The sequence below is a fragment of the Halorhabdus amylolytica genome (genome assembly GCF_004944975.1).
GTDB lineage: Archaea > Halobacteriota > Halobacteria > Halobacteriales > Haloarculaceae > Halorhabdus > Halorhabdus amylolytica.
In genome coordinates this window covers 109,149-134,876 of the sequence record NZ_SPQG01000006.1, presented here as the reverse complement: position 1 = coordinate 134,876, position 25,728 = coordinate 109,149, and the positions used below count along the sequence as shown (strand labels likewise).

At 64.2% G+C, this 25,728-nt stretch carries 23 protein-coding genes; 15 read left to right on the top strand and 8 right to left on the bottom strand.

The window, feature by feature from the left end; genetic code table 11:
* Positions 1 to 4 precede the first annotated feature (4 nt).
* From E3374_RS09905 to argF, 4 genes are read left to right on the top strand one after another with little or no spacing between them, the layout of a single operon-like run.
* On the top strand, positions 5 to 892 hold the full coding sequence (locus tag E3374_RS09905) for an acetylglutamate/acetylaminoadipate kinase (RefSeq protein ID WP_136688921.1): 888 nt from the start codon (positions 5 to 7) through the stop codon (positions 890 to 892).
* Entirely contained in the window at positions 889 to 2,016 is a 1,128-nt protein-coding gene (locus tag E3374_RS09900; RefSeq protein WP_136688920.1) for an aspartate aminotransferase family protein, read from the top strand. Before E3374_RS09905 ends, E3374_RS09900 begins: the two co-directional genes overlap by 4 nt.
* Positions 2,016 to 3,095: a [LysW]-lysine hydrolase gene (locus E3374_RS09895; protein WP_136688919.1), complete on the top strand. Its 1,080-nt coding sequence runs from the start codon at positions 2,016 to 2,018 to the stop codon at positions 3,093 to 3,095. Before E3374_RS09900 ends, E3374_RS09895 begins: the two co-directional genes overlap by 1 nt.
* On the top strand, positions 3,092 to 3,982 hold the full coding sequence (gene argF, locus E3374_RS09890; RefSeq protein ID WP_136688918.1) for an ornithine carbamoyltransferase: 891 nt from the start codon (positions 3,092 to 3,094) through the stop codon (positions 3,980 to 3,982). The genes E3374_RS09895 and argF overlap by 4 nt, the downstream gene beginning before the upstream one ends.
* Positions 3,983 to 4,194: 212 nt before the next feature.
* On the opposite strand, the gene E3374_RS09885 is transcribed toward argF, so the two are convergent.
* Both E3374_RS09885 and E3374_RS09880 read right to left on the bottom strand, forming a co-directional pair.
* On the bottom strand, positions 4,195 to 4,635 hold the full coding sequence (locus E3374_RS09885) for a type II toxin-antitoxin system VapC family toxin (RefSeq protein ID WP_136688917.1): 441 nt from the start codon (positions 4,633 to 4,635) through the stop codon (positions 4,195 to 4,197).
* On the bottom strand, positions 4,635 to 4,880 hold the full coding sequence (locus E3374_RS09880) for an AbrB/MazE/SpoVT family DNA-binding domain-containing protein (RefSeq protein ID WP_136688916.1): 246 nt from the start codon (positions 4,878 to 4,880) through the stop codon (positions 4,635 to 4,637). Before E3374_RS09880 ends, E3374_RS09885 begins: the two co-directional genes overlap by 1 nt.
* A 159-nt stretch (positions 4,881 to 5,039) precedes the next feature.
* Between E3374_RS09880 and thrC the strand changes: the two genes are divergently transcribed.
* Together thrC and E3374_RS09870 are read left to right on the top strand one after the other, a co-directional pair.
* Positions 5,040 to 6,311, top strand: coding sequence for a threonine synthase (thrC, locus tag E3374_RS09875; RefSeq protein ID WP_136688915.1), 1,272 nt, complete (start codon positions 5,040 to 5,042; stop codon positions 6,309 to 6,311).
* Positions 6,312 to 6,414: 103 nt separating this feature from the next.
* Positions 6,415 to 6,732 (top strand): hypothetical protein, encoded by a 318-nt coding sequence (locus tag E3374_RS09870; RefSeq protein WP_136688914.1) that lies wholly within the window; start codon positions 6,415 to 6,417, stop codon positions 6,730 to 6,732.
* 27 nt (positions 6,733 to 6,759) lie between these two features.
* Here E3374_RS09870 and E3374_RS09865 read toward each other — a convergent pair whose 3' ends face one another.
* Positions 6,760 to 8,337, bottom strand: coding sequence for an NAD(P)-dependent oxidoreductase (locus E3374_RS09865; RefSeq protein ID WP_136688913.1), 1,578 nt, complete (start codon positions 8,335 to 8,337; stop codon positions 6,760 to 6,762).
* A gap of 218 nt (positions 8,338 to 8,555) precedes the next feature.
* A complete protein-coding gene (locus E3374_RS17165; RefSeq protein WP_169051819.1) occupies positions 8,556 to 8,726 on the bottom strand; it encodes a DUF7556 family protein in 171 nt (56 codons plus the stop codon).
* A gap of 200 nt (positions 8,727 to 8,926) precedes the next feature.
* On the opposite strand from E3374_RS17165, the gene E3374_RS09860 reads away from it, so the two are divergent.
* The 4 genes from E3374_RS09860 (at position 8,927) to E3374_RS09845 (ending at position 14,755) form a co-directional block, all read left to right on the top strand.
* Positions 8,927 to 9,778: a CBS domain-containing protein gene (locus E3374_RS09860; protein WP_136688912.1), complete on the top strand. Its 852-nt coding sequence runs from the start codon at positions 8,927 to 8,929 to the stop codon at positions 9,776 to 9,778.
* Positions 9,775 to 11,538 carry a glycine--tRNA ligase gene (gene glyS / locus E3374_RS09855; protein WP_136688911.1) on the top strand — a complete coding sequence of 588 codons (1,764 nt, stop codon included), beginning with the start codon at positions 9,775 to 9,777 and terminating at the stop codon, positions 11,536 to 11,538. The genes E3374_RS09860 and glyS overlap by 4 nt, the downstream gene beginning before the upstream one ends.
* Before the next feature lie 4 nt (positions 11,539 to 11,542).
* Positions 11,543 to 12,187, top strand: a complete 645-nt coding sequence (locus E3374_RS09850) for a diacylglycerol/polyprenol kinase family protein (protein ID WP_136688910.1) — start codon at positions 11,543 to 11,545, stop codon at positions 12,185 to 12,187.
* 81 nt (positions 12,188 to 12,268) lie between these two features.
* Positions 12,269 to 14,755: a DEAD/DEAH box helicase gene (locus E3374_RS09845; protein WP_136688909.1), complete on the top strand. Its 2,487-nt coding sequence runs from the start codon at positions 12,269 to 12,271 to the stop codon at positions 14,753 to 14,755.
* 17 nt (positions 14,756 to 14,772) lie between these two features.
* Here E3374_RS09845 and E3374_RS09840 read toward each other — a convergent pair whose 3' ends face one another.
* A complete protein-coding gene (locus tag E3374_RS09840; RefSeq protein WP_136688952.1) occupies positions 14,773 to 15,912 on the bottom strand; it encodes an inorganic phosphate transporter in 1,140 nt (379 codons plus the stop codon).
* A 252-nt stretch (positions 15,913 to 16,164) separates the two neighbouring features.
* On the opposite strand from E3374_RS09840, the gene E3374_RS09835 reads away from it, so the two are divergent.
* The 3 genes from E3374_RS09835 to E3374_RS09825 all read left to right on the top strand — a co-directional run bounded on the left by E3374_RS09835 (position 16,165) and on the right by E3374_RS09825 (position 20,097).
* Entirely contained in the window at positions 16,165 to 17,604 is a 1,440-nt protein-coding gene (locus E3374_RS09835; RefSeq protein WP_136688908.1) for an APC family permease, read from the top strand.
* Between the two features lies 1 nt (position 17,605).
* Positions 17,606 to 18,328 carry a universal stress protein gene (locus E3374_RS09830; RefSeq protein WP_136688907.1) on the top strand — a complete coding sequence of 241 codons (723 nt, stop codon included), beginning with the start codon at positions 17,606 to 17,608 and terminating at the stop codon, positions 18,326 to 18,328.
* A 410-nt stretch (positions 18,329 to 18,738) separates the two neighbouring features.
* Positions 18,739 to 20,097, top strand: coding sequence for an alpha-amylase domain-containing protein (locus E3374_RS09825; RefSeq protein WP_211194942.1), 1,359 nt, complete (start codon positions 18,739 to 18,741; stop codon positions 20,095 to 20,097).
* Between the two features lie 444 nt (positions 20,098 to 20,541).
* On the opposite strand, the gene E3374_RS09820 is transcribed toward E3374_RS09825, so the two are convergent.
* From E3374_RS09820 to E3374_RS09810, 3 genes are read right to left on the bottom strand one after another with little or no spacing between them, the layout of a single operon-like run.
* Complete coding sequence (locus E3374_RS09820; RefSeq protein WP_136688906.1) at positions 20,542 to 20,922, bottom strand: cupin domain-containing protein; 381 nt, start codon at positions 20,920 to 20,922, stop codon at positions 20,542 to 20,544.
* Positions 20,923 to 20,982: 60 nt separating this feature from the next.
* Entirely contained in the window at positions 20,983 to 22,197 is a 1,215-nt protein-coding gene (locus E3374_RS09815; RefSeq protein ID WP_136688905.1) for an MFS transporter, read from the bottom strand.
* 21 nt (positions 22,198 to 22,218) lie between these two features.
* Positions 22,219 to 23,076 (bottom strand): SDR family NAD(P)-dependent oxidoreductase, encoded by an 858-nt coding sequence (locus tag E3374_RS09810; protein WP_136688904.1) that lies wholly within the window; start codon positions 23,074 to 23,076, stop codon positions 22,219 to 22,221.
* 252 nt (positions 23,077 to 23,328) lie between these two features.
* Here E3374_RS09810 and E3374_RS09805 point away from each other — a divergent pair, with 252 nt between their 5' ends.
* Both E3374_RS09805 and E3374_RS09800 read left to right on the top strand, forming a co-directional pair.
* Positions 23,329 to 24,204 (top strand): complex I NDUFA9 subunit family protein, encoded by an 876-nt coding sequence (locus tag E3374_RS09805; RefSeq protein WP_136688903.1) that lies wholly within the window; start codon positions 23,329 to 23,331, stop codon positions 24,202 to 24,204.
* Between the two features lie 167 nt (positions 24,205 to 24,371).
* Positions 24,372 to 25,682 (top strand): glycosyltransferase family 87 protein, encoded by a 1,311-nt coding sequence (locus E3374_RS09800; RefSeq protein WP_169051818.1) that lies wholly within the window; start codon positions 24,372 to 24,374, stop codon positions 25,680 to 25,682.
* The last annotated feature ends 46 nt before the right edge of the window (positions 25,683 to 25,728 follow it).

The window sequence follows — 25,728 nt, the reverse complement described above, 5'->3', positions numbered from 1 at the left end:
TCGGATGACGGTAGTCGTCAAAGTCGGCGGCGCTCGCGCAGTCGATCCCGAAGGCGCACTGGCGGACGTGGCGTCGCTAGTTGAAGATGGGGAAGACGTCGTCGTCGTCCATGGCGGCTCGACGGCCGTCGACGACACCCTCGAACGCATGGGGATCGACCCCCAGTACGTCGAAACGCCGTCGGGCGTCGTCGGGCGGTTCACCGACGAAGCGACCATGGAAGTCTTCGAGATGGTCTTTGGCCACCTCAACACGCAACTCGTCGCGGGACTCCAGAGCCAGGGTGTCGACGCGGTCGGCCTGAACGGCGTCGACGGGAAACTCCTGGCCGGGCCACGGAAATCCGCCGTACGCATCGTTGAGGACGGCAAGCGGAAGATCAAGCGCGGCGATCACTCGGGGTCCATCAAGGAAGTCAACGACGACCTGCTGTATACGTTGTTAGACGATGGATACACACCGGTCGCAGGGCCACCGATGGCGGGGCGCGAGGAACGAAGCGCCCCGGAGAATGCGAGCGGTGACGGTGAGGAACCGCGAGCGGAGTGGATTCCGGTCAACACCGACGCAGACCGCTCGGCGGCGACGATCGCGGGAGCGCTTTCGGCGACGCTGGTCCTGCTGACGGATGTCGAAGGCGTCTACGCGGATCCCGACGATCCGGAAACGTTGATCGAGTCCGTCGAAACGAGCGAGGACTGGGAAGCGCTCGAAGCGGCGGCCGAGGGGTTCATGGAGCGAAAGATCATGGCCGCCGAGGAGGCTCTGGAGGGCGGGGCCCCCGAGGTCGTCGTCGCGGACGCGAACGCCGAGGAACCGATCAATTCTGCCCTCGAAGGCAGTGGGACACACGTCCATGAGACAGCCATAGAAACGGAGGTCGAGTCATGAGCGGATTCGTATTTTCCGAGAAGCCGATACAGATCGAAGACGGTGACGGCGCCGTCGTCTACGACGACGCAGGCAGAGAGTATCTGGACATGGGCGCGAGTTACGCCTGTGTCCCGCTGGGGCACAGCCACGAGGCCGTCGATACGGCCGCGAAAGAACAGATCGACGACCTGACCTACGTTCAGGCGTCCTATCCCGTCGAAACCCGGACGCGACTGTACGACACGCTCGCGACCGTCGCGCCGGGCGACATCGACAACGTCTGGCTGTGCAATTCGGGGACGGAGGCCAACGAGGCGGCGCTGAAGTTCGCCCGGTCGGCGACGGGCGAGTCGAAGATCGTCGCCACGATGCAGGGCTTTCACGGCCGGACCATGGGCGCGCTGGCGACGACCTGGAAGGACAAGTACAAGAAACCCTACGAGCCGCTGATCGGGGACGTGGAGTTCGTTCCCTACGACGACAGCGAGGCGCTCGCCGAGGCTGTCGACGACGAGACGGCGGCGGTCATCATGGAACCGATCCAGGGCGAAGGCGGCATCCACCCCGCCTCGACCGAGTACCTCGAAGCGGCCCGCGAGATCACCGACGATGCCGGTGCGGCGTTGATCTTCGACGAGGTCCAGACCGGGATGGGACGGACCGGGACGCTGTGGGCGTGCGAGAAAGCTGGCATCGTGCCGGACATGCTCACGACGGCGAAGGGACTCGCCAACGGCTTCCCGATGGGTGCGACACTCTGTCGGGACTGGATCGCCGAGGACTACGGCTCCCACGCCTCGACGTTCTCCGGCGGGCCGGTCGTTTCCGCGGCCGCCGAGGCGACGGTCTCGACGCTCGTCGAGGAAGACGTTCCGAACCACGCCGCCGACGTCGGAGAGTACCTTCGTGGGCAGCTCCGCGAGAAACTCGGCGACAATACCCGCGAGGTCCGTGGCGAAGGACTCATGATCGGCGTCGAGATCAAGCGGGGGGCCAACCGCGTGCTCAAGGACCTCGCGCTGAACCACCAGGTGCTGGCGCTGCCGGCCGGTCGAACTGTGGTACGACTACTCCCGCCGCTGATCGTCGACGAGGAGCAGGCTGACGCGGTCGTCGACGCGCTCGCGGAGGCGATCGACTGATGAGCGCCGCCACTGACACTCCGACGGAAGAAGTCTCGACAGAAACGGCTCGCAAATTGCTGATCGACCTTGTCGAGATCCCGTCGGTATCGGGCGACGTGGACGATGCCGCCCAGGCGCTGGCAGCCTTCTTCGAGACACACGACCGCGAGGTCTGGATCGACGACGTTGGCAACGTTCGCGCGCCCGCCGACGACGGGGTCCTCCTCACGTCTCACATCGACACTGTGCCGGGCGACATCCCCGTCAGACTGGACGAGAACGACGACGGCGAGGAAGTGCTATGGGGCCGGGGAAGCGTCGACGCCAAGGGGCCCCTGGCGGCGATGGCCGCCGTTGCGGTCCGGACAGGTGCGAGTTTCGTCGGCGTCGTCGGTGAGGAAGTGGACTCGACTGGCGGTCGCTATCTGGTCGAGGACCGCGACAGCGAGCCGGATGTTGTCATCAACGGCGAACCCTCCGGCTGGGACGGGATCACGCTCGGGTATCGCGGCCTGCTCGGTGGCACCTACGTCGCCACGAGCGAATCGGGCCACTCCAGTCGGCCGGACAACAACGCGATCCAGGACGCCATCGACTGGTGGAACCGCGTCGAGTCGGAGTTTGCCAAAGACGAGTGGCACCCGGTCTTCGAGCGCGTGACCTGCAAGCCGGTGGATATCGACGGCGGGATCAGTGATGATGGACTTTCCGTCGAGACGACGATGCGCGTTCAGTTGCGCGTCCCACCGGAGTACGCGACCGACGAGATCCGCGAGATGGCCGACGGTCACCTGGCGAACGGGACCGTCAACTGGGACGACTGGGTCGAGCCGGTGATGATGAGTCCCCGGACGGAAGTCGCCCGGGCCTTTCGCGCGGCGATCCGGAAACGCGACGGCGATCCACGCCTCCTGCGCAAGACCGGGACCAGCGACATGAACATCTACGCCGACGCCTGGGATGCAGAGATGGTGACCTACGGTCCCGGCGACTCGGATCTGGATCACGCCCCCGACGAACACCTGCCGTTGCCCGAGTACGATCGCTCGGTCGCGGTACTGGACGACGTGACGCGGACCCTCCTAGAGGAACCATGACACGCAACGTACTCGACGTCGACGACCTCTCGGCCGAGGAATTGACGACCGTGCTCGACCGCGCGGCCGCGATCAAGGCCGGCGAGGAGCAAGACAGGCAACTCGAAGACGAGACGCTCGCGATGATCTTCGAGAAGCCCTCGACCCGGACGCGGGTCTCCTTCGAGACCGGGATGACTCAACTCGGCGGCCACGCTATATTCCTCGGACCGGACGACATCCACCTGGGAGACAGCGAGCCGATCAAGGACACCGCCCGGGCAGTCTCACGGTACGCCGACGCGATCATGGCGCGGTTGTTCGATCACGCTGACGCCGAGGAACTGGCCGAATACGCGACTGTTCCCGTCATCAATGGGCTCACTGACGACGCCCATCCCTGCCAGACGCTGGCGGATCTGCTGACCATCCGCGAACACTTCGGTGGATTCGAGGACGTAAGTGTCGCCTGGGTCGGCGACGGCAACAACGTTGCCCAATCGTTCGTCCTCGGCGCGGCGATGGTCGACCTCGATCTGACGGCGGCGACACCTCAAGGGTACGGCATCGACGCCGAGGTGTTGGATCGGGCGGCCGAGTTGGGGACCGCTCCCGAGACGACACACGATCCGGAAGCCGCTGTCGAGGACGCCGACGTGGTCTATACGGACGTTTTTGTCAGCATGGGCGAGGAAGACGAGCGCGAGGAGAAGCTGGAATCCTTCGAGGACTTTCAGGTCACGACGGACCTGCTCGGCGACCGCACGCTGATGCACTGCTTGCCGGCCCACCGCGGCGAGGAGGTCACCGACGAGGTCATCGAGAGCGACAACGCGATCGTCTGGGATCAAGCTGAAAATCGGCTCCACGCCCAAAAGGGATTGCTGGTGTGGTTGAGCGAGCGGTAGTCCCGCGAGCGACCTGTGGGAGCGAGCGTCTTTTTGGTCCAGCTTTTTCGACGAGCGGTTCGGGAGCGAAGCGAGACGCGACCAACGGGAGCGTTTCGGAAACGCGAACGACAAAGCCGTGAGCGGAGCGAGCGAACCCGAGGAGAAAAAGGTGGCTCATGGATGGGTTGGTGGTGTGGTTGGCCGAGCGGTCATAACGATCTCCCGTGGGCTTAGTCAGCACCGGAATCGAACGGATTAACGGCGGTATGGAGTCGCGTCAGCTCCTCGACCGCATCGAAATCGTCGTCGAAGGAATACAGATACTCGCTTCCTTCCCGCTCAATATACGCGACGATGGTCGCATCGACGAACGAGAGTTCGTCGTACCGACGGAACAGCGCCTGGGCGGCGTTGAAATCGACCGTCGGCGCGTGGACGAGTTCGAAGTTCGCCCCTTCGAGCAACCGATCGAGAAGTGCGTTCGCGACCTCAGGACCGAGTTTCTCACGCGTGAGATTCAAGGTCTCGGCGAGGACGTAGTTCGAGACGACGGCCTCCGGGAAGTCTCCATGATCGATCCCGCGAACGATTTCTAGTGCGCGGTCGTGGTGACGATCACGGGCGCTGGCGCTCGCGAAGAGGACGTTCGTATCGAGGACAGCGTGTGACATCACTCGGTCCCGAACTCCGCTTCGAGTTCGACGGCGTCGGTCTCACCGGCATCAACCGGCTCAAAGTCGTCGAAGACACCCTCCCGCTGGTGAAGCACTTTGACGGAGAGGCTCCCTTCGTCGTCGATCGTCCACCGAAGCTTGTCCCCCGCTTCGATGCCGAGGTGTCGGCGAAACGCCGCCGGAATAGTGACCATTCCGCGATCGCTGACTTTCGTTTCCTCGGGCCCCGCTTCAGTACCCATACGTGTGGATACTGGCTCCTGTCACATACATGTTCCTCCACATGTGGACTGAGGAGTGGTATACGAAGGCTCGCGCAGCGAGCCGTGGATACCCGACGAACAAAAAGCTGGAGGGCTGGAACCGCGGCTTTTTTCCGGTGGGACGCGTCGGATCGCACAATGAGTTACCTGAAGATCACGCAGGACGAACCGGCCGCGGCGACCGACGGCGTCTGGCTGACCTGCATCGAGTGCGGCGAGACCTTCGCGCCTTTCGAGGGGATCCGCTACACCTGCGACGACTGTGGAGGACTGCTCGAAGTCCGGTACGCCGATCTGCCGACCTTCGAGAATTTCGGGGACGAGGGGACGGCGTTCCACGGCGGTGTCTGGCGGTACAGTGCGGCACTCCCCTTCAACACGGGAGTGACGCTCCCGGAGGGCAACACCCCGCTGCACGAGGTGCCACGACTCGAAGACAAGATCGGCGTCGAGCGCCTGCGAGTCAAACACGAGGGGATGAACCCGACGGGGAGCTTCAAGGACCGCGGAATGACCGTCGGCGTCCGGGTCGCCCAGGAGGTCGGCGTGGATCGGCTGGCCTGTGCCTCGACGGGGAACACCTCCGCCGCGCTTTCGGCCTACGGATCACGGGCTGGACTGCAGGTACTCGTCCTCCTTCCCGAGGGGAAGGTCGCCGCCGGGAAGATCGCACAGGCGAGCCTCCACGGCGCACGGATTCTGGAAGTTGACGGCAACTTCGATCGGTGTCTGGACATCGTCCAGAACCTCGCCGATCGTGGCGAGGCCTACCTGCTGAACTCGCTGAACCCCTTCCGGCTGGAGGGTCAGAAGACCATCGGCTTGGAGATCATGGAGCAGTTCGACGCCGAAGAGGGTGGCTTTCCCGATCGGATCGTCCTGCCGGTCGGCAACGCGGGCAACACCGCAGCGCTGTACAAGGCATTCAGAGAACTCGAGGCCAGCGGTGCGATCGACGAAGACGAAATCCCGAAACTCACCGGCGTCCAGGCCGAGGGCTCGGCACCGATGGTCGAGGCCATCGAGGAAGGCTGGGATCACATCGAGCGCTGGGACGACGTCGAGACGAAGGCGACCGCGATCCGGATCGGCAACCCGGTCAACGCGCCCAAAGCGCTGCCGGGGATCCGGGAGACCGACGGGACCGCCGTCGCCGTCAGCGATGCGGAGATCACCGACGCCCAGCGCACGCTCGCCGAAGAAGGGATCGGCGTCGAACCCGCCTCAGCCGCCTCGATAGCCGGCCTGCGGAAACTCCGGGATCGGGGCGTCGTCGACGAGGACGAACGGGTAGTCTGTCTGACGACCGGCCATCTCCTGAAAGACCCCGACGCCGCCGTCGAGGCGGGTACTGAACCCGAACCGGTCCCCGCCGACACCGACGCAGTGCTGGAACACCTGCAATCCTGAACGGGTACCGCGGACGGTTCGTCCGCGACTGACGCCCGTCTTGCCGGAGGCCGACGCCCGTCTGCCGCCCCTTTTTGCGTGTGGGAGAGTGACGTGAGTTGCCATGTCAGCAGAACACGATTCCCAATCGACACCAGCGGATCAGGTGCCGGCGCCGGGACGGACGGCAACTGGAGGCCCGCGAGACGACAGACGTGTCGTCGAATCCAGTGACGAGAAACGAACTGGTCCCTCGACCACCCGGACGACGACCGTCGACCGCGGCGGTTCGCCGTTATGGAATCCGACCGAGACCCACCGCGCAGTCGCGGCCAGAGAGGGTCTCTGGGAGACCTACTGTGGCGAGGACAGCGACGGGTGTTTCGTCTGGACGGCTCCGGATCGCGATCGCGTTCGCAGGGAGGAGACAGAACGGGGATGAGAGAACGGAAGTGAAACGGGATGGCAGTCAGAAGCCGTTGAGTTCGACGACCGTCGTCTCGAGGATTCGCTCGTCGTCGTGGAGGGCTTCCAGAACGTCCTCAGTCGGTCGGGAGTCGAGATTGTACACCGACAGCGCCTCGTTGCCGAACGCCTCGCGGCTGTTGAACATGCCCGCAATGTTGACGTCATGGTCGCCGAGGACGGTTCCGATGTATCCGATGACGCCCGGTGCGTCGGCGTTACGGACGATCAGCATGTATCCGTGGGGAACAGCCTCGACGCGGTACTCGTCTATCCGGACGATCCGCGGGTCCCCGTTGGCGAACTGCGTGCCTTCGACGCTGAGTTCGGTTCCGTCACTGCGGACAGTGAGCGTGATCAGGTTCCGGAAGTCCGGGGCTTCGTGGTCCGTCACGACGTCGACCTCGATTCCCTCCCGATCGGTCACCAGTCGGGCGTTGACGGCGTTGGCGTCAAGTCCCAGGGAATCGAGGACGCCGGCGAGTGCGCTGGCCGTGATCGGCTCGACGTTCTCCGTTGCGATCTCGCCCGCGTAAGTCACCTCGACACCGTCGATGTCGCCGTCGAACAATTGGACAGCGATGCGACCGGCCGTCTCGGCCAGGTCGGCGTACGGCCGGATCGTCGGATACTCGTCCGGGGGGATCGCGGGGACGTTGACGGCGTTCTCGACCGGTCCGTCGTCGAAGGCCGCGAGCACCTCCCGGGCGATGGTCGTCGATACCGACTCCGCCGTGCCGACAGTGCTGGCAGCGACACCGGGAGTCACAATAACGTCCTCGACGCCACGCAGCGGACTGTCCTCGGCCAACGGCTCGGTCGCGACCGCGTCCAGAGCGGCGCCACGGAGAACGCCGTCTGCGACCGCATCGGCGAGGGCAGCTTCTTCGAGGAGTTCCGGATCGCCGCAGTTGACGACGTACCCCTCACCGAGCATCTCGAACTCGGACTCGCCCAGGCGGGGCACGTCCTCGCTACTGGCGTGCAGCGAGAGGAAATCCGCTCGGTCGAGACACGTTTCGAGGTCGACCGATTCGGCGCCGATCCGGGTGATCCGGTCGTCGGCGGCCGCTGGCGCGTGAACCACGAGGTCGACGCCCAGGTTGTCCAGGCGCTTTCCGACCTCCTGGCCGACGTCGTCGAAGCCGACGAGACCGGCGGTCTTGCCTTCGAGTTCCGATCCGAGGATGTCACCCTTCGCCCAGTAGCCGTCCTTGAGTTTGACGTGGCCCTGTGGGATCCCGCGGGCCGTGGCAAACAGCAGGCCGATGACGTATTCGGCGACCGAGCGGACGGTCTCTTCCGGGGCGTTCGCGACGATCACGCCGTGTTCGGTCGCCGCGGAGACGTCGATGGTTCCGACATCGATCCCCGCACGACCGACGATCTGCAGGTTCGAGGCGCGTTCGAACACCTCGGCGGTCACCGCCACGTCGCCCGCGACGATCAACGCGTCCGCCTCGGTAGCGGCCGACGCCAGATCCGCAGGTCCCTCGGCCTCGACGGTACGTACGTCGTGGCCGGCGTCCGTGAGCAGCGCCAGTCCGGCCTCCTCGACCGGCCCCGTTACTACGATCTCCATATCAGGGGTGACTGCACGACCCGGCATAACGCTTGTTTTCTCGCGCGCGAGAAAGGAATCACCGACGGGTGCGAAGGGAATGGCTCATCACCGACGGGTGCGAAGGGAATACCTCATCGACTGGCCCAGAGGGAATACCTCATCGACTTGCCCAGAGGGAATATCTCACCAGCGGGTACGGACAGAATACGGACAGCAGAACGATCGCACGTCGAGCCCTACCGCCACGCGGACAGCATCGCTGCTTCCGAGAGCGGCGTCGACAGATACGCCCCGTCGCGTGTGACGTCGGCGATGACGAAGAGGTCCTCCTCGCCCTCGTCGACCGAGGCCATGACTTCGCCGTCGAATCGACTCGCTGCCGCGAGCGCGTCGGGCTCTTGCGACATACTATGTGAGTAAGTCACACCCATACATAAACGTGCCGAAAACCCACGGACGATACCGAGATCCGTCCGACATGCGTCAGACGGTGTCGCCGGCTCGAATCGGCGAATCCATTGACTTCGAGGGTCACGGAGACGGGTCGGCACGCCCGACACCGTGACTAAACAAAGTTTTGTACGTGGACACGGGAGTAACTGGCAGTATGAACGTCGCGGACGTCATGACGCCACGCGCTGACGTCGTCTCGGTCGAGATTCCGGGGACCAGAGACGACGTCCTCGAGTATCTCCAGGAGCGAAAATTCTCGTCGGTGCCGGTCATCAAGAAGACCGACGAGGGCGAGGAGTTCCGCGGGATCGTCACGCGGGACGCGCTGATCGAGCATCCGGACGAGGATCAACTGGCCCTGCTCGTCGAGGAGGTGCCGACGACAACCGCCGAGACCGCTCTACAGGAGGTCGCACGAACTATCCTCGAGACGGGCGAGCCACGAATTCCGGTCGTCGACGGACGCCTCGAAGGGATTGTCACCATCACGGATCTCATCCGGGCGATCGCCGAGGGTGACGCCGAGGACTGCGATCGGCCCGTCGGGGAACTCGCCAGACGGGACGTCAACTGCGTCTACGCCGGGACGCCCCTGACGGTCGCCGAGCGGGAACTCAGCCACGCCGACGTCCCGTACGGAGTCGTCCTCGACGACGACGCGGAGATGTCTGGTATGCTGACCGAGGTCGACGTGCTGACGGTCGCCGAGGTCGTCGAGGGCGAAACCGAGACAGGCGAGTCCATCGCCAACCAGGACGACGAGTGGATGTGGGAAGGGATCAAGGCAGTCGGGAACAGCTACATGCCGACCCGGAACGTCGAGTTCCCGGACGAGCCGGTCAGTGAGTACATGACGGCCGACCTCGTGACCATCGGGAGCCGCCGGACGGCACAGGAAGCGGCCCAGCTACTCATCCGTCACGACATCGAGCAGGTGCCCCTGGTATCGGGCGACGAACTCGCGGGCATCGTCCGCGACATCGACGTCCTGAAAGCGCTACGATGACGCAGGTCAGCGCCGAAGCCCTCGTCGAACTGGCGAAACGGCGCGGGTTCTTCCTGCAATCGGCCGGCGCCTACGGCGGCGTCTCCGGCTTCTACACCTTCGGCCCGCAGGGAGCCGCCCTCAAACGAAACATCGAGGACACCTGGCGTGATCGCTTCGCCATCCAGGAGGGCCACATGGAGGTCGACGCACCGACCGTCCTTCCCGAGCCCGTCTTCGAGGCCTCCGGACACCTCGACGGTTTCGACGACATGCTCGTGGAGTGTCCCGAGTGTGGTCAGTCTCACCGCGCCGACCACATCGTCGAGGACGACCCAGATACGGGGATCGACGAGGCCGAGTCCCTGGCCCCCGAACGGATCGAGGAGGTTATCGCCGAGTACGAACTCGTCTGTCCGACCTGCGGGACGGGACTGGCCGGCCAGGCTATCGAGCAGTTCAACCTCATGTTCGAGACGACGATCGGTCCCGGGAGTTCTGCGCCGGGCTACCTTCGACCCGAAACGGCCCAGGGGATCTTCATCGAGTTCCCCCAACTCGCCGAGTACGCCCGCAATCAGCTCCCCTTCGGCGTGACCCAGATCGGCCGGGCCTACCGCAACGAGATCAGTCCCCGGAAGTCACTGCTTCGGGTGCGTGAGTTCAGCCAGGCCGAACTCGAACTGTTCGTCGACCCCGAGGAAAACGAACCCGACCTCTCATCGGTCGCGGACGCCCGCGCGCGGTTCTATCCCGCCGCGGAGCAGGACCGAGAAGACGGCAAGCCGATCGAAACCACGATCGGCGCGGCCGTCGAGGAGGGGATCGTCGCCGACCCCTGGATCGCCTACTATCTGGGCGTCGCCGCCGAGTGGTACCAGCGAATCGGTCTCGACATGGATCGGTTCCGCTTCCGCCAGCACCGGCCGGGCGAACTTGCCCACTACTCCGAGGACTGCTGGGACGCCGAGGGCGACGTGAGCGACCCCGGCGCCGAGCCGGACTGGATCGAACTCGGCGGGTTCGCCTACCGCGCCGATTACGACCTCTCGAAACACGACGCCCACTCCGAGGAGGACTTCACCGTGTTCAAGCAGTACGACGAGCCGATCACCGTCGAGAAAGCGACGGTCGATCCAGACATGAGCTACCTCGGCCCCGAGTTCGGCGGACGGGCGGGCGACGTCGCCGACGCGCTGGCGGACCTCGCGGAGCAGGAATCCGATGCCTTCGAAGGCGAGGAAGTGTCGGTCGAAGTCGACGGCGAGTCCTACACCGTTCCGGTCGAGAAAACCGGCTTCGCGGTCGAGGAGGTCACCGAGTCCGGCAAGCACGTCACACCCCACGTCGTCGAGCCCTCCCTGGGGATCGACCGGGCGCTATACACCGCCCTGGATCACTCCTATCGCGAGGACAAGGTCGACGGCGAGGAGCGGACCTACCTGGCACTTCCGCCGGAAGTCGCGCCGACGACCGTCGGCGTCTTCCCGCTGATGGACAAGGACGGGCTGGGCGAGCGCGCCCGCGAACTCGCCGCCACGTTGCGCGACGACGGGGTGTCCGTGGCCTACGACGACTCCGGCGCGATCGGTCGTCGGTACCGCCGCCAGGACGAGATCGGGACGCCCTACTGCGTGACCGTCGACTACGACACGCTGGAGGACGGCACCGTGACGATCCGGGACCGGGACTCCACCGCACAGAAGCGGGTCGCCGTCGACGAGTTAGCGGGGACCATCGAAACACTGCTGTCGGGCGAAGACGCTTTCGAGGATATCTAAATCCGTGATTGACGGCGCGCTCGAACGGCTCGACGACGAAATCGCCCGTCGGCTGGTCCACGCGAGCACGAGCGCCGTCCCGCTGTCGTACGTGTTTCTGGAGGAGATAACCTGGCGAGTCGTTCAGTCGTTTCTCGGCGTGGCCGTACTGGCCGCGTTCGGCCTCGAAATCGTTCGGCTGTACGTCGGGCTGGACTGGGCGATCTTCGACAGACTCACCCGGAGTTACGAGCAGGAGAACCTGGCCGGGTACTTTCTGGGTGCGTTCGGGCTCGCTGTCGTCGCGTTCGCGTTCACGCCCCCGGGATCGGAACATCTCGTCGCCGGCCTGACGGAGTCACCGGCCGCCGTGCCGGCGATGCTCATGCTGACGATCGCCGATCCGTTCAGCGGGTTGCTCGGCACGGGCGAACTCCGTCCGGCCAAGCAGACGTGGGTGCTCCTGGCGACGTTCGGGCTCTGCCTGTTACTTGCGTCCTCGTTCGTCCCGACGCCCGTCGCGGTGATCGGCGCGGCCACAGCGACGGTCGCCGACGGGATCAAGCCGGTCGTCGGAGGGTACGTCATCGACGACAATCTGACGATTCCGATCGCCGCCGCAGTGACAATGCATCTGGCCGTGGAGTTCCTGTCGGTGCTGGCGCTGTAGGTCCCCGATCAGTGCCAGTGTGGGATCACTTTCACCGCGGTTGATGAACGCTTAACCGCGACGACCGCGAAGACGACGCAAATGCCGACGACCGACGCCGCCGACGAGTTTATCGACCGTCCGCTCGTCGAGCCGGGCGTCCTCCAGCGCCGGGAGTACCAGCTCCGACTGGCCGAGACGGCACTGTCAGCTCACACACTCGTCTGTCTCCCCACAGGGCTGGGCAAGACGACCGTGAGCCTGCTGGTGACCGCCCATCGACTGCACGACGCCGACGGCAAGGCCCTCCTGCTCGCGCCGACGAAACCCCTCGTCCAGCAACACGCCGACTTCTATCGGGAGGCACTGACGATCGACGACGAGGAAATCGTCGTCTTCACCGGCGAAGTGCGTCCAGACGACCGCACGGAGTTGTGGGACGAGGCGACAATCGTGATCGCGACGCCCCAGGTCGTCGAGAACGACATCCTGGGGTCACGGATCGACCTCGCTCCCGTGACTCACTGCACGTTCGACGAATGCCATCGGGCGAGCGGGGAGTACCCCTACACGTTCATCGCCGAGCGCTACCACGCCGAGGCCGAGTCGCCCCTGGTGACGGGGATGAGCGCCTCGCCCGGCGACGACGAGGAGGCGATCTTAGACGTCTGTGCCAACCTCGGCATCCGCGAGGTCGAGGTGATGACCGAAGACGACGCCGACGTGGCCGAGTATACACATCAGACCAGCGTCGAATGGGAACGCGTCGAGTTGCCCGAACCTGTCATCGAGATCCGCGATGGTCTCCAGGAAGTCATCAAAGAGCGGATGGTCCAGCTGAAGAAGCTGGGCGTCACCTCCAAGACCCAGCCCGACGTCTCCGAACGCGAGATCCGCAAGATCCAGGCCAGAATTCAGGAGTTGATGGACGCGGACCAGTCCGAGGGCTACCAGGGGATGAGCCTGCTCGCCGAAGTCCGCAAACTCCGGACGGCCGTCACTTACGCCGAGACTCAGAGTGTCGAGTCTCTGCGGCGGTACCTCGAACGCCTGAAGAACGCCGCCCGTTCATCCGGCGCTTCGAAAGCAGACCAGCGCCTGGTCAGCGAGCCCAAAGTCCGCGAGGCCGTCCGGAAGGCCGAGAACTTCGACGATCTCCACCCGAAATTCAGGCGGACGCGGATGTTGATCGCCGAAACGCTCGGGATCGAGGACGGTGAACGCGTCATCGTCTTCACCGAGTCCAGAGACACCGCCGAGACGCTGACCGATTTCCTGGGTGAACACTTCCAGACCCGGAAGTTCGTCGGCCAGAGCGACACCGACGGCAGCGACGGGATGACCCAGTCCCAACAGCACGAGACCTTAGAGGACTTTCGGGCGGGCGAGTTCGAAGTACTGGTTTCGACCAGCGTCGCCGAGGAAGGCCTGGACGTCCCGGAAGTCGACCTCGTGCTCTTCTACGAACCCGTCCCGACCGCGATCCGGTCGATCCAGCGCAAGGGTCGGACCGGCCGCCAGACCGAGGGTGCAGTCGTCGTCCTGATCGCCGAGGACACCCGCGACGAGGCCTACTTCTGGAAGTCCCGACAGGACGAGAAGCGCATGGAGGAGGAACTCCGAACGTTGAAGGACGTCGCGGGCGAGATCGAGTCCCGGCTGGACGAGCAGGTCGATCTGACGGCCTTCGAGGCAAGCGATGACAGTGCTGATACCACGGAAAGAAAAGATACTCACGAAGGTATCGATAACGGGTCCGAAGACGAACCCGAGGGAAACACTACCAGCGAGGCCACAGACGACGCCGATGGCCAGACCGGCCTAGATGCTTTCGCGCCGACTGGAGACGATATGGTCGAGTCAGCCGATGACGGGGAAGACGACGATAGCGACGGTGGCGAACCGGAGGGGACGGTCGCCACGGCTGGGACCGACGAGGGGAGCGAGATCGTCATCGACCAGCGGGAACTCGACAGCGCGATCGGGCGGGACCTCGCGCGCCGCGAGGGGATCGAGACGCGCCTGGAGACCCTCGAAGTCGGCGACTACGTGCTCTCCGATCGCGTGGTGGTCGAGCGAAAGACGGTCTCGGACTTCCTCGATACGCTGACTGGCGGTGACCGATCGGTCTTCGAGCAGGTCAAAGACGATGCCCGCTACTACGACCGGCCGGTCGTGATCCTCGAAGGCGGGGGCCTCTACGAGGAGCGCAACGTCCACCCGAACGCGATCCGTGGCGCGCTAGCGTCGCTCGCGGTCGACTTCGGAGCGAGCGTCCTCCGGACGACGGACGAGGAGGGGACGGCCGACCTGCTGGCGACGATCGCGACTCGCGAGCAGGAGACGGCGGATCGGGAGGTCAGCGTCCACGGCGAGAAACAATCGAAGACGCTGGCTGAACAGCAGGAGTACGTCGTCGCCTCGATCGCCGACGTCGGCCCGGTGACCGCCCAAGCACTGCTCGAAGAGTTCCGGACTGTCGAAGCGGTGATGACCGCAAACGAAGACGACCTACAGGAGGTCGAGGGAGTGGGCGAGGTCACCGCCACGCGGATCCGCAAGGTCGTCGGCAGCGAATACGATCCCTGACCCGGGACCGAGGACAGTTACCGGATACCCAGTGCCGTCGAGAACGCCCAGTAGAGCCCGTAGCCGACCCCGACCGACGAGGCGAGCGTTATCAGCCAGAAAGAGACGGTGACGCCGATCTTCCGCCGGGAGACGCCCGCCGAACCGGCCGCGAGGCCGCCGCCGATCACGCCCGAGATGATGATGTTGTTGAACGAGATGGGGATACCAAGTGCGATGGCTATCTGAGCGATGATGAACCCGGGGACGAGCGCCGCGATCGATCGGCGAGCGCCGAGCTGGGCGTACTCTCTGGAAGTCGCCTGCAGGAGACGCGGGGCACCCATCCACGCACCGGCGAGGATTCCCGCCGCACCGATAGCCAGCAGTACGAGTGTCGGGAGCCCCAATTCCGTGACGAACAGCGCTTCAAGCGGCCCCGTCGCCAGACCGACCTGGCTGCCGCCGGAAGAGAACGCCACGACGCCGCCCAGAACGACCAAGAAGGTCCGGATACCGCGCTCGACCGACGCCTGCGTTCGTCGCCTGATCGCGACGAATCCCAGCGTGGCAAACGCGACCGTGATCACGATCCGGACGAGCGGTTGAGGTAACTCGACGAGCATTTCTGCGAACCCGGCCAACGAGTTCTGGGACGCCCCGTCGGGGGCCGGGACGATGCCGAGTTCGACGTTCGCGACGATCCCCGAGACGACGGCGGCGAGCAGCGGAACCCCGACTGTCTCCGGAATGTCGTCGCGACGGAGGATCGTCGCTGTCCCGTAAGCGAGCCCACCCGAAACGGGGGGGACGAGCAGCCAGAAGATCGCCAGTTCCCGGTACTTCGCCATCGCGGGCGCGCCGCCCAGCGACAGACCGACGCCGACCATCGCGCCCGTCGTGGCGAAAGCGGCAGGCACCGGATAGCCGGACCGGACGCCGAAGGCCATGAATGCCGCCGCCGTAAGTAGCCCAGCCGTCGCCGCAAGCGGCGAAATTCCGACGTTCAGAATGAGTTCTCGGCCGACGGTCTCGGAGATGGACCCACCCTGCAACAGCGCGCCGAGGGCAGCAAGGATCCCGATCAGGAAGGCTGCCCGCATCGTCGAGATGGCGTTGGCGCCGATTGCCGGAGCAAAGGGCGGCGAATTGGAGTTCGCTCCGAGCGCCCAGGCCATCCCGACGCAGGTGAGTGTCGCCAGGATCGCGAGCAGCCAGAACGTCAGCGCCACGGGACAGTCACCCCCGCAACGACGCCGCCGGAGACTGCCGTCGTCACCCTGTTGTAGATCATTACTTGTGCTACAATCGTAGACAACAGTGTTAATCCTGTTCCCAGTCGGCTCTCGGACATCGGCGTCCTTTCGAAGCGAAAACGGGACCGCCATACCCGGCGCCATCATTTTACCGATTGCATACAAATTCGGAGTATGGGCGCGAACGGGGTCGACGTCTCGACCGGCGGTGAGAACATCGAGGGACAACAGCCCGAGCCCGAACCCCAAGCAGTCACCGACGAGACGACGGCCCACGACGAAGGCGTCGAGCTAGAGCGGACGATCGGTCTCGTCGGCGGGTTGGCGATCGGGATCGGGACGATGATCGGTGCCGGAATCTTCGTCTTCCCCGGCCTCGCCGCCAACGAGGCCGGGCCGGCAGCGGCGCTCTCCTTTGCCATCGGCGGCGTGATCGCCCTGCTGGTGGCGCTGCCGGCCTCGGAACTCGCGACAGCGATGCCCCGTAGCGGTGGCGGCTACTACTTCATCTCCCGCAGCCTGGGCACGGCCGGCGGCGCGATCGTCGGCCTGGGACTGTGGCTGGGTCTGGTCTTTGCCGCGGCATTCTATCTCGTCGGCCTGGGCCACTACGTCGTCGCCGTCCTCGCGGAGATCGGGATCGCCCTCTCGCTCGGGCCGGCCCCACCACACGTCGTCCTCGGACTGATCGCGGGGGCCACACTCACCGCACTCAGCGTCGCCGGGACCGAGCGAACGGCGGCCCTTCAGAACGTGATTGTCGTCGTCCTGCTGGTCATCCTGACGGGTGTACTCTCCTACGGTGTTCTCGATGCGCTCGGCGTGTTCGGCCGCCAGACTGTCCCCGATACGTTCTTCTCGAAGGGGTACTTCCCGGTGCTCTCGACCGCCGCGCTGGTGTTCACCTCGTATCTCGGGTTCGCCCAAGTCGCGACGGTCGCTGGCGAGATCAAGCGTCCGAGCCGGAATCTCCCGCTGGCGATGGTCGGGTCGGTGATCGTCGTCACCGTCTTCTACGCGGTGACGATCCTCGTCGCGACCAGCACCTTCGGGGCGGATCGACTGGGGACCTTCGGGGAAACTGCGATGGTCAACGTGGGGCGAAATCTGCTCGGGTTGCCGGGTGCCGTCCTGATCCTCGTCGCCGGTCTGCTGGCGACGTTTTCGAGCGCCAATGCCTCGATACTGAGTGCCTCGCGGTCAATCTATGCCCTGAGTCGCGACGCCCTGCTTCCGCGGAAGGCCAGCGAGATCAATCTCAAATACGGAACACCTCACGTCGCCCTTGCGATGGCCGGCGGCCCGATCCTCGTCCTCGTGGCGACCGACAGCGTCGAGATCCTCGCGGAGGTGGCCTCGTTCCTGCACCTCGTGATGTACGCGCTGATCTGCGTGGCATTGCTCGTCCTCAGACGACGCAATCCAGCGTGGTACGACCCGGACTTCCGGATGCCGGGGGCACCCGCGTTGCCGGCGATCGGCGCGGTCGCCAGCGTCGCGCTGATCGCGTTCATGAACGCCGCTTCGATCGTTATCGGCGTCGTGATCATGGCCCTGTCCTACGGCTGGTATCGCTACTACGCCGACGACGTGCGACTCAAAGGAGACATCTGACATGACCCGACCATCAGTACTCGTCCCGATCCAGGTGCTCGAAGGCGAATCGCTCCCCGAAGGAACGCCGGAACTCCTGACGAACGCCCACGTCGTCCTGCTGGGCTATCACGTCATCCCCGGACAGACTGCGCCCGGACAGGCCCGGATGCAGTTCGAGGAGCAGGCACTGGCTCGCATCGAGGAGTTCGAAGCAGTACTGACCGAGGCAGGCGCGACCGTCGACCACCGGCTGGTGTTTACACACGACGCCCAGCAGACGATCAACCGCCAGATCGCCGAAAACGACTGTCTGGCCGCACTCGTCCCGCGGACCCTGGCCGACCTCGAAGACGTCCTCGTCGCCGTCCGGGGCACCGTGGGGATCGACCGGCTGGCACGCGTGGTCGCGGGCCTGTTTGCCGATCGCGACATCGACGTGACCCTGTATCACGTGACCAGCGAGGACGAGACCGACGCCGACGTGGACGTCCTGCTGGAGGGACTCGCAGACCGTCTGGCCGATGAAAACGTCGATCCCGACCGGATCGAGACCCGGACCGACCGGGACGTGAAACCGGTCGACGCGATCGCCGACCTCGCCGAAACGTACGATGTCGTGGTCATGGGCGAATCCGATCCGACGCTTGCGACGTTCGTCTTCGGGATGCCCGCCGACCAGGTTGCCGACCGGTTCCTCGGTCCCGTGCTGGTCGTCCAACGAGAACCGACCGACGACGAGTGAGCCAGATCGGGACTGCCGACTCGTCTACTGCCGTGGTCGATCTGGCGGCTAGCTTCTTTCAGCGAGAGAATCGCGCCGTAGTCGGGTGGTTCGAGAAACTCCGGCACTCGTCATCTGCTCGCGAACCATGCGTGGCACACAGCGCCGCGAACTCGAGGCGATGAAATTGCCTCCCCCGCGCAGTCGCGGGTTCGTCGGACGTACTCCAACGCTCATCACGGAAGATTACGTCTCCCTGACTCCGAAGACTCCCAATTCTACGACGTGACTTACGGATGGTCCCCGGAATGGTTGCCTCGTCAGGACGAGATATTCAACCGAAACCCGAACGTCACTTCTATATTTCAAATATATCCGTGATGTATCCCATAACGACAATCTAATGTTAATTGTTCCGAAGTACTACTTGCATGTCACATGCGAGAGAGCGTGTCAATGTATCGAGGCGGAGTGTACTGAAAGGGATCGGCGGGGCGGCCACAGCAGTGACGACGGGCGTTAGCTGTTTCATGCCGGCTGCGGCTTCGGGGGGCGAGTCGGTTGCATTCCAGTATTTTCACGAGGATTGGGAGACGATCACGAACGACCTCGATCGAGTCGCATCGAGGGGATACGACGCGATCTGGATCCAGCAGCCCGCCAAGGGCGCGGTGACGAAAGAGGAGCAGAACGGTCGGAACGACCCGCCGCTGGGGTACCAGCCGGTCGATCTGCGGAACTTCGACAGCGAGCTGGGGACCGAAACAGAACTCGAGACACTGATCGACACTGCACACGACAACGGTGTCGAGGTGTATCTGGACACAGTCATGAACCACATGGCGGCCGAGCCTGACGACACGTTCCCGTATTTCTCCTCGCGAGACTTCCACAACGAGGGCGGGATCGAAGACTGGGCCTACCAGTTTGATCCGCGTGACGACCGCTGTTATGAGAACGGGTCCCCGAAGGACCCGGACAAGATCGAATGTGATCCGGATATGGTCGAGGACGGCGACCTGCTCGGACTGAAGGATCTCGACCAGAATAAGCAGTATGTCCGGGACCAATTGAAGCGGTACATGGAGGACATCGCTGCGCTCGGTGCCGACGGCTACCGTTTCGACGCCGTCAAGCACATCCCGGAGTCTTTCTTTGCGAATTACGCCAACCAGTGGGCGGAGAACCTGGACATGTTCCGGGTTGGTGAGGTACTCAGCGGTTCGACTGACTACGTCTCCGGGTACGTGAACGCCGGCCCGGGTATGCACGCCTTCGATTACCCGCTGTATTTCGTGCTGCAGGGAGTCTTCGATCACGGCGATATGAGCCGACTCGAAGGGGCGGGATTGGTCGCCCAGAATCCGTGGCGAGCGATGCCCTTCGTCGAAAACCACGACCAAGACGGACCCACTCAGTACGAACTGGCCCACGCATTCGTGTTGACTATCGAGGGGTACCCGGTCGTTTACAACCGCTACCCCGACTGGATTCTGGAAAACGACGCCATCACCAACATGGTCTGGGTAAAGTCGAATCTCGCTGGCGGGGAGACACTCTGGCGATATACCGACACCGATCTGGCCGTCTACGAACGCGAGAGCAACCTACTCGTGGGACTCAACAACAGCAGCTACGACCGGACCAAGACGGTCGAGACGTCCTGGTCCCGACAGGATCTCAAAGATTACGCCGGCAATGGCGACCCGGTTACGACCAACTCCGACGGTACGGCCCAGATCACGGTCCCATCGGAAGGATGGGTCTTCTACGCGACGCCGGGACAGTAACGACGGCACTGGTGTGGCAGCGACATCGTGATACACCGGATCAAGCTTCCGACCGCCAAAGCATATTCGTGTTCCTCACCAGCAACACCGGTTCACTGACCGACTTGGCAGTGGCATCGAGGGGAGTGAACTACCCTACTCGCTCACGGCTGACGCCGTTCGCTCCTTGAGGGTAGGGGCTTAGCGCCTATATCCAGCTAAGGCCGATGGCGTCCGGAAAGACACCACGAGGACCCGGACGTTCGAGTGGAGGACGCGCCCCAGCCCCGCGACTGATCCGCTCGAGAGATAGGTCACGGATTCGAGCGCGATGCTTGTGTTCCAGGGGATGTCCGCTCGCGGTCGAGTCGACGGCGAAACTCCGTGCGCCTGGGTTGGCCACGAGGTTCTGGCACAGACCGAGATGCATCTGTGAGTCCCAGAATACGTGCGCCTAGATCTACTTCAGGGAGCCTCCTGAATCTCTAGTTCGCCCTCGTCTGGTTCGGCGAGGAAGTAGACGTGGCTAAACTCGCTGTCGGCGTCCTCGCTCGTCCCGTGCCAGTGTTCTTCGCCGGGTTCGAAGACGACGAGGTCTCCCGCTGACACTTCCCGTTCTTCCTCGCGGTTGCCGACCATCCCGATACCGCCGGTAATATACAAGATCTGGACGCCGGCGTGGGCGTGAAACTTGGTGCGCTCGCCCGGCTGGAACGTCACTTCTGCGGCGCTGACGGTCGTCCCGTCAAAGGCACTCTCGACGCCGCCAGTGATCAGCGGCGAGCCGACCTGCACTGGGTGGTCCGATTCTTCCCTGTCCGCGGACGGAACGTTGGTAACGTCCATAATTCGGTTCTAATTGAGAACAGTCAGTTGCTTGAGTCCGATGCTATCTTGAAAGGCCATTTAAATACTGACGCTGTGTTCAGACGCAGTCCCCCAATAGAAGAGGGCAACTCCGACGACAGTGATAACGCTCAGACTGACAAGCGGGGCGGTGTAGCTGCCTGTGATCCTGCGTAGCGCGCTAACGGCGAGCGGTGCGAGGAAGGCCGACCCTGCGATCGCGGTGTTGAGGAGTCCGACAGTCGCGGTCGCGTTCTCGGTCCCAAAGCGCCCGAGGACTATCGGCGACCAGAGAGCAGCGAGCGTCCCGTTGCCGATTCCAAACCCTACAAGAACGACGTAGAGTGACAGTCGCGACCCGATAGCAGGGAGCACGACGACGCTGGCGGCAGCAAGAATGACACACGATGCGAACACGTCACGCTGGCCGACGCGGTCGCCGATGAATCCCCCGCCGACGCGGGCGACGATGCTGACGCCGCCGACGATGCCGAATGCGCCCGCGGCGACGGTAGTATCGATGCCGTTCGCGGTGAGGATATCGACGAGTTGCGAGGAGAGAACGTAGTACCAGGCCCAGAGGAGGGCGTACCCGGTCGCGGCGACGAGAAATTGCCGGTCGCCGACGCGCCAGCGAAGCCACGCGAGGTCGACGTCGGGGGCGTCAGTCGATCCGCCCGGCGGGCGCCGGTAGACGACACTCGACGCGAAGACCACGAGTGCGGCCGCCCCAGTGACAGCGGCGAAGGCGAGGCGGAAGTCTACGCGGTCGAACAGCCAGAGCCACACGAACGGAAAGGTTAGTACGCCGAGTCCGTTGCCGGTCAGCGTGAGGCCCATCGCGCTCCCCTCGTACGCGTCGAACCACTGCGGAACGAGCGAGACGACGACGATGAACGCGGTGCCGGCTGTCATCCCGAGGAGTGCGAACACGACAAGGACGCCGACGTACGAGTCGACGACTTGAAAACCAGCGGCGACGGCCACCAGCCCGACGCCGGCCGCCGCGACGACCGGTCGGAGTGGGAGCCTCGCCGCGACAACGCCGAAGATACCACCCGAGATCAAGAACACAGCGGTCGTGATCGAGAACACCGACGACGTCTGCAACCCGGAAAGGCCAAACGCTGCGGAGAGTCGACTCGCGTAGACGGTGAACGTGAAGAGCGTCCCCCAGATGGTGGTGAGCATACAGACGCCCAATGCGACCAGCAGCCAGCCCTGTGCAGAGTCAAGTGCTTCCTCGCGTGCCGTGGGTCCCTCAGTTCGTGTCATCGTCCGTTCTTCGAAATTCCCCTACGCGTCGTCGTACGCCATCGATGTCGAGAGGTCACGGTAGGCGTCGATTTGCTCCTGGAGTTCGGCGACTTTCTCCTCGGCGAGTTCGATCGCATCTTCACCGGCGACAAACCGGCGGGGCGGGTCGTCCTCGGCGGCAATCTCGACCAGCGCGTCGGCGAGTTTGGCCGGGTCGTTTGGCTGCTGGCCGCCTTGATCTTTCCACCACCCGATTTGCTCCGCGCGTCGCTCGTCGTAGTCCTCGATGGTGGGGTCGGTGAATGGCATCGATTCCTCGGACGTGAGGGTCGTGCGGAAAAACCCTGGATTGACGATCGTCGTGTCAATTCCGAACGGTTCGATCTCGTCGTGCAGTGCGTCCATCCACCCCTCGAGACCGAATTTCGATGTGGCGTAAGCTGAACTGAACCCGAACCCGAGGAGCCCCGCGCCCGACGAAATGGAGATGACGTGTCCAGACTGCTGGTCGCGCATCACCGGGAGGACCGCACGGGTGACGTACATCGCCCCGAAGAGATTCACCTCCAGTTGGTGTTTGATCTCCTCGATCTCCATCTCCTCGAAAAAGCCCTTGTAGGAGATGCCGGCGTTGTTGACCAGTACGTCGATTCGGCCGAACCGGTCCACAGCTGACTGCGTTGCCGACTCGGCGTCGGCAGGCTCCGTAACGTCCAACTCAGCTACCAACAGGCTCTCAGACTCGCCGACGGCCTCGGCCACGGCATCGGTGTCCCTGCCGGTGGCCACGACAGCGTGTCCCGCGGCCAGGGCGGCCGTGGCGAATTCGAGACCCATACCACGGCTCGCACCGGTGATGAACCAGACCTGTCCGTCGGACTCAAGCGTCGATGACATCACCCGAATGGAGTGTCCTGCACTGAATAGGACTGATCCTATCAGGAAAGGGTGTTTAAGTTGCCTTGATTCCAGTTCCGTGTGCTATCTGGGGCATTGTACGTCGGTCGCTCGCCGAGACGCTATTCATCGGGTTTCACCATGACTTTCAGTACCTCGCGCTCGTCCATCGCCTCGTAACCCTCTGGCACGCCGTCGAAAACGATTGCCGCGCACCATGCCTTTAGGGTTGTTCGGTACCATGACACATACATGCACGTGCTTGTCACCGGCGGCGACGGCTTCATCGGACGGTACCTCTGTACGGAACTCGACGAGCGGGGCCATAACGTGACAGCGCTCTCGCGGGATCCCGACCCGAGCGTCCTGGCCAAAGGTGTCGGGACCGTCTCCGGCGACGTGACCGATCCGGCCACGCTCGATGGGACTTTCGAAGGCATCGACGCCGTCGTCAACCTGGTTGCCCTCTCGCCGTTGTTCGTCCCGAGGGGCGGCAACGAGATGCACGAGCGAATCCACCTCGGCGGCACGGAAAATGTCGTCGCGGCGGCCGAGGCGGCTGGCGTCGAGCGCCTCGTCCAGGTGAGTGCGCTCGGCGCGGACCCTGAGGGGGCGACTCACTATATCCGTGCGAAAGGGCGGGCCGAGGAGGTCGTCCGCGAGTCGGACCTGGAGTGGGTGATCGTCCGGCCATCGGTGGTCTTCGGCGAAGGCGGGGAGTTCGTCGGTTTCACGAAGAAACTGACGCCCCCGCTGGTCGCACCACTCCCGGGCGGCGGGAAGACCCGTTTCCAGCCCATCTGGGTAAAGAACCTCGCGCCGATTCTCGCCGACTGCGCCACGGAAGACGACCGGACAGGCGAAACCTACGAACTCGGCGGCCCCGAGAAGCTGACACTCAGGGAGATCGCCAAGCTCGTTCGTGGGCGCGTCGCGGTCGTGCCCGTTCCGATGGCTCTGGCCGGCGTCGGCCTCTCGATCGGGGGCGCGATCCCGGGGTTCCCGATGGGGAGAGACCAGTACCGCTCGCTGCGTTTCGACAACACCACCAGTGACAACGACGTGGCGGCCTTCGGGGTCGATCCCGGCGAAATGCTGACGCTCGCGGCGTATCTCGGTCCCAAGTGACGCCCCGAGCGGGTCCAGGAGCAGTCACCTGCCGGAGCGGTCCTGGGCCCGCGAAACTACTCAGCGGGCAGAGTGGTCGTCCGGGTCCAGGAGCAGTCACCAGCCAGAGCGGTCCTGGGCCGCCGGAATCCGTCAGAGCTATCCGTCGGATGCACCCACCGGGGAGTATGTCCTCGATCCCGCGTCAACTCTGGACATACCGGCGCGAGCGGCCGGTTTTCGTGATCGTCTCGGTCGTGACGATCGTGACGTTGCTGGGATGGCTCCCCGTCGAACACCACCTCAGGGAGATGGGGATGGGATTGCCGTACACCTTCAACGACTTCAGCGCGTACACCGAAGCGCTGAACCGCTGGCTCGAAGGAACGCAGATGTACGTCCCCCAGGACAACGGCGGCTACTTCGGCGAATATCTCTATCCGCCGGTGACGGTGTTGGCCTTCTACCCCTTCAAGACGACAGGGTTCGACACCGGGGCGGTGCTGTTCGGGTTCACTGCGATCGTCCTGCTGTGGCTCGGTCTCGAAGCCACGATACGGACGCTGGGCTACCGATTGCGGATCTGGGAGCGGCTCGGGGTACTGGTGATGCTGTTCAGCTTCCAGCCGGTGATCCGCAACTTCCGGTGGGCCCAGACTGCAACCCTGCTCACCGCCTTGCTCGCCTTTGCGTTCTACTTTCAGGAGCGTGCCGAGAGCAAAACGTCAGCGTACGGCGACGGCGAGGTGAGCGAACGGACCCGATCGCTGTACCGGTACGCCAGCGGCGCGTTTACGACGCTCGGAAGCAGTTTCAAGTTGTTCTACGCCACGTCGGGCGCCCATCTGCTTCGGGATCGCAAGCGCTTCGCCGGCGCGATGGCGGCCGCAGCCGGGTTGTTGGTCGTTTCGCTGGCCGTCTTTGGCGTCGAGACCAACCTGCAGTACCTCGATGTCCTCACCTGGGGGAAAGGCTGGGGCGAGAACAAGGCGATGTACGCCTGGGACACCGCCGCGGCCTACCGTCCGATGCACGCCTTCGGTAGTCTGGGGCTCTATCTCAAGATACTCGGCATCCTCACGGTCATCGGGCTGACGTTGGCTACACGGACCAGCGACTCCCGGATGGCACGCCACGTGACGTTCGCGCTGGGGGTCGCCGTCGTCCCGCTGTTCGCGCCGAAGGCAGACAGCCACGACCTCGTCGTGCTGGTGGTACCCGCCGTGATCCTCCTCGCGTACGAACTCGATCGTCCGGACGGATACGCCTGGATGCCGGTGCTGTCAGTGTTGCTCGTCCACGTCCACCGATACGTGATCGTGTTTCTCACCCAGCCGGAGGGGAACTTCCCCGGCGCGGCGCTGTTGTACGACTTCGGGCCGTATCTCCAGCCGGGCATGTGGGGAACGTTCCTCCTGGTGGGTCTGGCGGGCTACCGCGTCGCCGAACACGCGGCGCTGCCCGGTCCGGAGACGATCCGTGACTGGTTCGACCGGTAGCACGTCTCCAGGGACCGTTCTCTCCCGACGGGACCGACGAATCAGT

Excerpts from the sequence above, each read along its gene's own strand:
- E3374_RS09905 (WP_136688921.1), top strand. The coding sequence starts at position 5 with ATGACGGTAGTCGTCAAAGTCGGCGGCGCTCGCGCAGTCGATCCCGAA.
- E3374_RS09900 (WP_136688920.1), top strand. The coding sequence starts at position 889 with ATGAGCGGATTCGTATTTTCCGAGAAGCCGATACAGATCGAAGACGGT.
- E3374_RS09895 (WP_136688919.1), top strand. The coding sequence starts at position 2,016 with ATGAGCGCCGCCACTGACACTCCGACGGAAGAAGTCTCGACAGAAACG.
- argF (WP_136688918.1), top strand. The coding sequence starts at position 3,092 with ATGACACGCAACGTACTCGACGTCGACGACCTCTCGGCCGAGGAATTG.
- E3374_RS09885 (WP_136688917.1), bottom strand. The coding sequence starts at position 4,635 with ATGTCACACGCTGTCCTCGATACGAACGTCCTCTTCGCGAGCGCCAGC.
- E3374_RS09880 (WP_136688916.1), bottom strand. The coding sequence starts at position 4,880 with ATGGGTACTGAAGCGGGGCCCGAGGAAACGAAAGTCAGCGATCGCGGA.
- thrC (WP_136688915.1), top strand. The coding sequence starts at position 5,040 with ATGAGTTACCTGAAGATCACGCAGGACGAACCGGCCGCGGCGACCGAC.
- E3374_RS09870 (WP_136688914.1), top strand. The coding sequence starts at position 6,415 with ATGTCAGCAGAACACGATTCCCAATCGACACCAGCGGATCAGGTGCCG.
- E3374_RS09865 (WP_136688913.1), bottom strand. The coding sequence starts at position 8,337 with ATGGAGATCGTAGTAACGGGGCCGGTCGAGGAGGCCGGACTGGCGCTG.
- E3374_RS17165 (WP_169051819.1), bottom strand. The coding sequence starts at position 8,726 with ATGTCGCAAGAGCCCGACGCGCTCGCGGCAGCGAGTCGATTCGACGGC.
- E3374_RS09860 (WP_136688912.1), top strand. The coding sequence starts at position 8,927 with ATGAACGTCGCGGACGTCATGACGCCACGCGCTGACGTCGTCTCGGTC.
- glyS (WP_136688911.1), top strand. The coding sequence starts at position 9,775 with ATGACGCAGGTCAGCGCCGAAGCCCTCGTCGAACTGGCGAAACGGCGC.
- E3374_RS09845 (WP_136688909.1), top strand. The coding sequence starts at position 12,269 with ATGCCGACGACCGACGCCGCCGACGAGTTTATCGACCGTCCGCTCGTC.
- E3374_RS09840 (WP_136688952.1), bottom strand. The coding sequence starts at position 15,912 with ATGGCCTGGGCGCTCGGAGCGAACTCCAATTCGCCGCCCTTTGCTCCG.
- E3374_RS09835 (WP_136688908.1), top strand. The coding sequence starts at position 16,165 with ATGGGCGCGAACGGGGTCGACGTCTCGACCGGCGGTGAGAACATCGAG.
- E3374_RS09830 (WP_136688907.1), top strand. The coding sequence starts at position 17,606 with ATGACCCGACCATCAGTACTCGTCCCGATCCAGGTGCTCGAAGGCGAA.
- E3374_RS09825 (WP_211194942.1), top strand. The coding sequence starts at position 18,739 with ATGTCACATGCGAGAGAGCGTGTCAATGTATCGAGGCGGAGTGTACTG.
- E3374_RS09820 (WP_136688906.1), bottom strand. The coding sequence starts at position 20,922 with ATGGACGTTACCAACGTTCCGTCCGCGGACAGGGAAGAATCGGACCAC.
- E3374_RS09815 (WP_136688905.1), bottom strand. The coding sequence starts at position 22,197 with ATGACACGAACTGAGGGACCCACGGCACGCGAGGAAGCACTTGACTCT.
- E3374_RS09810 (WP_136688904.1), bottom strand. The coding sequence starts at position 23,076 with ATGTCATCGACGCTTGAGTCCGACGGACAGGTCTGGTTCATCACCGGT.
- E3374_RS09805 (WP_136688903.1), top strand. The coding sequence starts at position 23,329 with ATGCACGTGCTTGTCACCGGCGGCGACGGCTTCATCGGACGGTACCTC.
- E3374_RS09800 (WP_169051818.1), top strand. The coding sequence starts at position 24,372 with ATGTCCTCGATCCCGCGTCAACTCTGGACATACCGGCGCGAGCGGCCG.